The sequence below is a fragment of the Helicobacter bilis ATCC 51630 genome (assembly GCF_000686565.1).
Lineage (GTDB): Bacteria > Campylobacterota > Campylobacteria > Campylobacterales > Helicobacteraceae > Helicobacter_A > Helicobacter_A bilis.
Window position 1 is genome coordinate 22,949 of the sequence record NZ_KK365989.1, and the last position, 7,300, is coordinate 30,248.

12 protein-coding genes are annotated in these 7,300 nt (G+C 32.7%); 7 read left to right on the forward strand and 5 right to left on the reverse strand.

Translation table 11 applies throughout. The annotated features are described in order from the left end of the window. The first annotated feature begins 16 nt into the window (after positions 1 to 16). The 7 genes from T368_RS14745 to T368_RS0112615 are packed head-to-tail and all read left to right on the forward strand — an operon-like array spanning position 17 to position 4,496. Positions 17 to 451 (forward strand): hypothetical protein, encoded by a 435-nt coding sequence (locus T368_RS14745; protein WP_004089462.1) that lies wholly within the window; start codon positions 17 to 19, stop codon positions 449 to 451. 10 nt (positions 452 to 461) lie between these two features. Continuing rightward, a complete protein-coding gene (locus tag T368_RS16245) occupies positions 462 to 605 on the forward strand; it encodes a hypothetical protein (RefSeq protein ID WP_004089464.1) in 144 nt (47 codons plus the stop codon). Beyond that, positions 598 to 747, forward strand: coding sequence for a hypothetical protein (locus T368_RS15830; protein WP_004089466.1), 150 nt, complete (start codon positions 598 to 600; stop codon positions 745 to 747). The genes T368_RS16245 and T368_RS15830 overlap by 8 nt, the downstream gene beginning before the upstream one ends. Then, on the forward strand, positions 747 to 1,397 hold the full coding sequence (locus T368_RS0112600) for a VirB8 family type IV secretion system protein (protein ID WP_004089467.1): 651 nt from the start codon (positions 747 to 749) through the stop codon (positions 1,395 to 1,397). Before T368_RS15830 ends, T368_RS0112600 begins: the two co-directional genes overlap by 1 nt. An 8-nt stretch (positions 1,398 to 1,405) precedes the next feature. Continuing rightward, positions 1,406 to 2,608, forward strand: coding sequence for a TrbG/VirB9 family P-type conjugative transfer protein (locus T368_RS14315; protein WP_004089468.1), 1,203 nt, complete (start codon positions 1,406 to 1,408; stop codon positions 2,606 to 2,608). Beyond that, the gene (locus T368_RS0112610) at positions 2,605 to 4,251 is read left to right on the forward strand and encodes a DNA type IV secretion system protein ComB10 (RefSeq protein WP_138160856.1); all 1,647 of its coding nucleotides are present in this window, start codon (positions 2,605 to 2,607) and stop codon (positions 4,249 to 4,251) included. The genes T368_RS14315 and T368_RS0112610 overlap by 4 nt, the downstream gene beginning before the upstream one ends. A 26-nt stretch (positions 4,252 to 4,277) precedes the next feature. Next, on the forward strand, positions 4,278 to 4,496 hold the full coding sequence (locus T368_RS0112615) for a hypothetical protein (RefSeq protein WP_004089470.1): 219 nt from the start codon (positions 4,278 to 4,280) through the stop codon (positions 4,494 to 4,496). Positions 4,497 to 4,555: 59 nt separating this feature from the next. Here the strand turns inward: T368_RS0112615 and T368_RS17240 are convergent, their stop codons facing one another. The 5 genes from T368_RS17240 to T368_RS0112640 all read right to left on the reverse strand — a co-directional run. Continuing rightward, on the reverse strand, positions 4,556 to 4,690 hold the full coding sequence (locus tag T368_RS17240) for a hypothetical protein (protein WP_004089472.1): 135 nt from the start codon (positions 4,688 to 4,690) through the stop codon (positions 4,556 to 4,558). Positions 4,691 to 4,692: 2 nt separating this feature from the next. Then, the gene (locus T368_RS0112625; RefSeq protein ID WP_004089474.1) at positions 4,693 to 5,172 is read right to left on the reverse strand and encodes a hypothetical protein; all 480 of its coding nucleotides are present in this window, start codon (positions 5,170 to 5,172) and stop codon (positions 4,693 to 4,695) included. Beyond that, on the reverse strand, positions 5,169 to 5,579 hold the full coding sequence (locus T368_RS0112630; protein ID WP_004089475.1) for a hypothetical protein: 411 nt from the start codon (positions 5,577 to 5,579) through the stop codon (positions 5,169 to 5,171). Before T368_RS0112630 ends, T368_RS0112625 begins: the two co-directional genes overlap by 4 nt. After that, the gene (locus T368_RS0112635) at positions 5,572 to 5,871 is read right to left on the reverse strand and encodes a hypothetical protein (RefSeq protein ID WP_004089476.1); all 300 of its coding nucleotides are present in this window, start codon (positions 5,869 to 5,871) and stop codon (positions 5,572 to 5,574) included. The genes T368_RS0112630 and T368_RS0112635 overlap by 8 nt, the downstream gene beginning before the upstream one ends. A 1-nt stretch (position 5,872) precedes the next feature. Beyond that, on the reverse strand, positions 5,873 to 7,300 hold a 1,428-nt coding region (locus T368_RS0112640), incomplete at its 5' end, for a DNA type IV secretion system protein ComB10 (protein ID WP_345917245.1).

Sequence of the window (7,300 nt, forward strand, 5' to 3'; positions counted from 1 at the left end):
TCTAAATGATAAAAACATGAGAGATAAAATCATTGAAATGATTGTAGAGATTAGAAAAATCAATGGCGTTATCACTATGGGACTACAAAACCTTGATTTTTTAGATGAAATCTCTAATGCAAACACTTTTATTGAAAATATGAGTAATTACATTATATTCCCCACAAAAGATGAAAAAACATTAGAGCAACTATACACAAAGTTATCTCTAAGTGGTAGCGAGATTAACTTTTTATCACAAGCAAGTAAAAATAAAAGACAAGTGCTTTTTAAACAAAAAGAAATAGGCAGTGCAATCCTTGATGTCAATTTATCAAGTCTTGGAAAAGATTATTTAAGGGTATTTTCAAGTAGTAGTGATGATGTCAATGAATTACTAGAGTTAAAAAAGCAATATCCTAGCGAATGGCGTGATAGATACCTAAAAGGCTTAAAGCCAAATCTATATTAAAGGAATTAACATGAAAATTAAAACTTGTTTCATTTTAGTGTTATGTGGTTTTTTATTTGTAGCATGTGGTAGCAATAAAAAACTAAAACCACCAAAGAAAAGCCCATGTGCTTGTTATGATGTAAAAATGGATATGGAGAATACTCATGTATAAAAAATGCCTAAGCATATTTTTTATTGTAATCATGCTTACAATTAATGCCTGTAACTCTGTCAAAATGGATATGGAGGAAATAAGACCACAAGTAGCAGATACACCTATGCCAAACCTACACAAAAAGAAAAAGGATAAGTAATGGCGTTTGATGATAGAGATTTAAAAAGAGACCCAAATCATATCTTTAGAACAGAGAGAAACATAAAAGCCACTATGTTTTTATGGATACTCATACTTAGCGGTATTATTATGCTACTTATCGTTGGATTTTTTATTTTACTGCCTTTGAAGCAAAAAGAACCCTATTTAGTATTTTTCTCAAATGCAGATACAAACTTTGTAAGAGTGGAGCAAGGCAACTATGATATAAGGGCAGATGAAGCCTTATTGAAAAGCATTATTGCTACCTATCTTTTGAATCGTGAAATCATAAATAGAATTGATGATATAGAGCGATACGAAAAGATAAGGATACAAAGTAGTAAAGAAGTATGGGAATTATTTGAAACAATCGTTAAGCAAGATGGTTCAATCTATCAAGCAAAAGATGTTTATCGTAATGCAAAGATTATAAATCTATCCATTCTTAGCAAAAATGTGGCAAACATTGACTTTATTACAGAAACAAGAAGTAATAACTCAAATAGGGCTTTGTTAAAGAGATATAGGGCAACTTTGCAATATGACTTTATCAACCAAGAGTTAAGCTTTGATTCAGTGCCAGAGAATCCAAGCGGATTTGTTGTAACAGGCTATGCCTTGAGCGAAATTTTTGATGATAGACAATAGGAATACACATGGAAACAGAAAATAATAACACAAAAGCAAAACATAAAAAGCTAATCTATATCATCATATTTGCAGGAATACTTTATGGACTGCATTACAAAGCATACGCATGGACTGAAGCAGACCAAAGAAAGTATGAGGAAAGACTGCAACAAGGACAAGCACAGAGTCTTGAAATGGCAAAAGAATTAGCCAAAATTCAAGCAGACTCATTGCGAGAACAAGAACAAATCAAACTAGAATCAAAAAAGAGGGCAGAATCACCTCTTATGAACTCTAGTCAAAAAGATTTTACTTCAAGTCTTGTAATCAATAAAAATGAAAAGGCAAACAACACTTCAAAAAATATAGGCAATGCAAAACCAGCACATCAAAATGTCAAAATGCCAAATTATAACCTAAACAAAAAAGAGGGCGAAAGTCTTACCAAAGAGGAAGTAGAAATGCTTCAAAATGCTTATCGCCTACAAAATTTAAAAGCATTACAACTAGACTTTTTCACAAAGAATTATGATGATAGTTCAAACACACTTAATGTATTAAAGCCAAAAGAACATACTATTAAAATAAGAACACGATATGCAATGACTTCAACAATCATTATGGAATCTAAGATTGTGGGCTATATACTTGGAGATAGCATAGGCTTTGAAGTCAAAGAACTACCACACATGGAAAACGCATTATCTATACGACCAAAACTCATAGGCATAGATACAAACCTTACTATTTTTACACAAGATAAGAGGATTTACAACCTTTATGTATTCAGCACAGACTACAAGAGTAAAAATCCACCAAATCTTATTGTAAATATTCAAACACCTTATACTAAAGAGGAAAAAGAACAATTAGAACTAGAGAAAAAGAAAGCCATAGAACTTGATAGGAAAACCCATCTTACCATTGGAAATGGAATAGACTCGCTAAAGATTAAAAGAGAGGATATAGACACTAGATATATACAAAAAACAAAGAAAAAATATGCCTTTTTATTTGCAGAACAAGTATTTAGCGATAAGCAATTCACTTATTTTAAATACGACAAAGAAAAAATGCCTGAAATGCCAGCGGTATGGGTAGTTGTTGATAAAAAGGATTCACCTATTGCTTCACGCATTATAGGGGATTATCTCGTTGCAGAAACAACAGCAGATAACTTTACAATACGCATAGGAGATGCCTATGTTTGTGTAAGGAAAAAGAAATGAAAGCAAAAGCATTAAAAACCTTTTCTTTTTCATTTGTGCTTTGTGTAGCTTTAACACAGCAAGGTATTGCAGAAAGTCCCCTTGCAAAAAGCCCAAGCCAAACAAACTCACAAAAGGATAATTTAGATTATTTGCTTGATGACTATAAAACTAAATTCCCTGTTAGTGATTATATATGGCAAAAAGACAAACCACAACAAAATGTATATAACTACTTTAATCAACAGAAAAAAGCTAAAGGCAATATAGAGTTTTTAGGATACGATGGGTATGGTAATCCTATATTAGTGGATTCAAATGGCTATCTAACAGACAAAGAGGGTAATCTCATCTTAGATGAAAATGGCAATCCTATTAAGGTTTTAAAAGATAAATTAGGTAAAACTATTTATGTAGATTCAAATGGCAATGCAGTAGATTCTAATGGCAAACTTCTCTTAGATGAGTATGGCAAACCTATTCGTGTTGTAACAGATAGTGAGGGCAACATTATGCTTGTTAATTCTCAAGGTAACCTTGCTAATTATAAAGGCAAGACTATCTTAGATGAAAAAGGTAAGCCTATTCCATTCACAAAACATCAGCAATCATTAAAAGCAGATATGCTACAAGAGCAACAAAGAATACAGCAAGAGCTTAATAGAAAGAAACAAGCACCACAGCCTAAAAGACAACAAAGCACTAATAATCAAAATGCTAAAAAATCAACTCATAATACAAACAAATCAAATAGCAATAAAACAACACCGCAAAATATAGATATGGAAGTGTTGTTTTTAGAAGCATTTGAGGAAAAAAATCCATTACTTGCAGAATATGGAGATGATGACTTTAATGTAAATTATGCAAATGCTATGGGATTAGGTAACGCAAGTAATGTAAATGATTATGGAAAATTATTTAGGGACTCATATTTAGGAGGGCGAGGCAATACTCAAATGCAAGAGGACAGCACCACAAAATATGGAGACTCTAGTTTCTCTAACCAAGAAAACATAGATGAGGCTACAAACGAGCATAAACTCTATCGCACAATTACAGCAGGTAAGCTTATACCTTGTATCCTACTTACACCTATCAATAGTGAAATTGAGGGCTTAGTATCAGCACAGGTAGAACAAGATATATACGCACACATGGGTAGGACAGTATTAATTCCTAGAGGTAGTAAAGTCATAGGTTTTTATCAAAATGACAATGAAATAGGACAAGATAGAATACAAATTGTATGGAGAGAAATCATTACCCCACAAGGCGTAAATATCATTCTTACAAATGCAGTAGCAAGTGATAGCGAGGGTTATGCAGGTGCTAAAGGCTATCTAAATAATAGATATTGGCAACGCTATGGAATGGGTATAACAATGCAAACCTTAGCTAATGCAATTACCTTTGGAGTAGCAAATGCAACACAAAAACCTAATGCAAGTGCAGGTTCATCATTCTATACAGGACAAATCTTAGCACAAAGTCAAAGCGATATAAACGCAGTGCTAAGACAAATCACCGCAAAACAGAGTGCCATAAGACCTATTATTCAAATAAAAGCAGGTAGCAGGATTTACATCACACCAACCGCACATATTTGGTTTCCTATACCTAAGAATAAAGAGACAATGGCAAGATATTTTGATGATGAGTAATTTTAATTTCATTTAAGGAGATAGTTATGCAAAATAACACACAAACACAGGCAAACAACACAAGCACTCAAAAAGAGCAAAACAAAAGCTTAGAACAAAGAGAGCAAGAGTTAGAGCAAAGACTTAACAAAACTACACAAAAAATAATGGGTGCAATAACAGCTTTGGTATCCTACGCAATATCCTATATCTTTTGTTTCCATATTCCCTATTTGGTAAGCTGTATCTACATACTTCATTACTAACTCTATGACTTCTTTTGGTTGTTTTTCCATTGTTATTATGATAAAATCTTTTAATACTCTCATATTGTATGTTTCAACAAGTAAGGGTAGATTCCATTTTTTTCATCATTTAATTTGTGTGTAAGGAACATATATCTTTCAGCAATTTTGTGTTGTTCCTCTGTTAAATCTATGCCTTTTGTTTTATTACTCATAATTAATCCTTATTAGATATTTTTTCCTGTGTTTGTGTTTCTGCATTAAGCTTTGTCTCTAGTGCCACATTTTCCCATTTATCTTGTGTTTCCACTTTGTATGGTGCTTGTTTTTCTACATTGTCCTTGCATTCTGCATTTTGTTCTGTAAATTTCTTATTGCAACACTCATAGCCTTTTGCATATCCTGCTTGGTAAGCTTCATGTATGATTTTCTTTAATTGCAATGCAGAATCTAACATGATATTCTCTGCTTTTTCTTGCAAGTGTATTACACCACTAGGTTTTATTTGTTCTTGTTTTTCAGTGATGAGTTCTTGCAAGTTATTGGCATTTTTGTTAGAATCCTTATTTGTCATTTCTTTTAGCTTCTCTGTTGCTTCATTTGCAAGGCTTTTAGTTTTTGCTAATATGTTTTGCATATTCTCATTGTTGTCAATGTATTGCTCTTTAGCATTTTTCAATTTATCCAATAAACTCATTTTGTATCCTTTGGTTTAATTTTTTCTTGCAATTCTTTTTTGTCAATTCTTTCATCAACCTCTTGCAATTCATCATAAAAGAGTGCCTTTATTTCTTTCATTGCTTTTGCATGTTGCGTGTTTAAAAGTTTGATTTGATTAGATTCAAACTCATGCTTACTTAGTATGTTTGGCTCAATAGAAAAGATATATACGCCTACCATACTTCCTATACCACACAATGTCCCTGTTATAAAGCCTATAAAGAGATTTTTAGTGTTTTTCAACTTCTCTTGTCTTTCTGCCTGTTTTATGCGGTTATATGTTTCTTTATCCATTTGATATTTTTTATCATCAAGTGGATTAATCTTTGAATAGATTTCCTCTATTACATCTTTTTTCTCTATCTCTTGCGTTGTATTACTCATTATCTAGCTCCTTAGTCTGTGTAGTTGTATTTACATTGTTATGATTTTGTAAAATCTCATTTCGTTTTAGATTAAGCTTCTCTAGCTTTTTAACTTTTGCTTCCTGTTGCTTGTTGAAAACGACTAAATCTTTTGTTATCTCTTTGGATAGCTTTTCGATTTGTTTTTCAACCTTGTCTAACTCTTTATTTACATTGCCTGTTTGTATGCCTTTCACTCTCTCTGTTAGCTGTTGCTGTTTTTTAGTAGCTTCATCGATTGTGATTGTGTTTGGGTTGTGTTTTGCTGTCATGTTATTGCTCCTCAAAATATTTAGCCATAATCTCATTTTTCTTTGGTATTGGAAACCAAATATGAGTAGATGGCGTTATGAAAATCCTACTACCTGCTTTTATTTGGATAATAGGTTTTATTTGTTGTTGTGTTTGTAATATTTGTTTTAAAGCTGTATTTATATCAGCTTGTCCTTGTGCTAAAACTTGTCCTGTATAGAATGCTGAACCTGCACTTGCATTAGGTTTTTGTGTTCCATTAGCTATTGCAAATGTTAAAGAGTTAGCTAATGTCTGCATAGATATACCTACGCCATATCTTTGCCAATATCTATTATTTAGATAACCTTTAGCACCTGCATATCCCTCGCTATCGCCTGTTACTGCATTTGTGAGAATAACATTTACGCCTTGCGGTGTAATAATCTCTCTCCATACAATTTGTAGTCTAGCTTGTCCCACATTATTATCATTCTTATAGAATCCTATGACTTTACTACCTCTAGGTATTAAAACCGCTTTACCCATGTGTGCGTATATGTCTTGCTCTACTTGTGCTGATACTATTCCCTCAATTTCGCTATTGATAGGTGTTAGTAGCACACATGGTATGAGTTTGCCTGCTGGTATCATTCTATGAAGTTTATGTTCGTTTGTAGCTTCATCTATGTTTTCTTGGTTAGAGAAACTAGAATCTCCATACTTTACTGTGCTTGCTTCTTTTGTTTTAGAATCATTTGCCACCAACAATGATTGTCTCATAATTTCATCTAAGCTCATTTCGCTATTGTCTAATTCGCTTAAGTCATCAACTCCATACTCATCAAGGATAGGGTGTCTAGGCTGTTTTGCTTTAACATTGCCCTTACCCTTACCTTTTTGTGTGTATTTACCCTTACTGCCTTGTGTGCCTTTTGATTTTCTTTGTAGCTTTTTCTTTTTTAAATCTTTTTCTACTTGGTGTTTTTTCATTAGCATTTTTAGCTTATTGCTATCAATGATAACTCCATTAGAATCATATAGAATTGCATTGCCATCAGAATCAAACTCTACTCTAATAGGTTTTCCAAAGGTATCAAGGATTAAGTCGCCGTCTTTATCTACTAAATTGCCTTTAGAATCCACTAATACTACATTCCCATTTTTATCTACTGCAACTTTAATTGGTTTGCCATATTTATCTAAGATAGGTTTTCCGCTAGAATCTACTAAGTTACCCTCGCTATCCATTAAAATAGGATTTCCATTTGGGTCTATTAATACTTTGATAGGCTTACCATTTTTGTCTAGTATAGGTTTGCCTTTACTATCAACTAAATTACCATTAGAATCTACTAAGATAGGATTACCATTCTCATCTAGCAATACCTTAATAGGTTTTCCACTTGAATCTAGTATAGGCTTACCGCTAGAATCAACTAAGTTTCCGTTAGAATCTACTAAGATAGG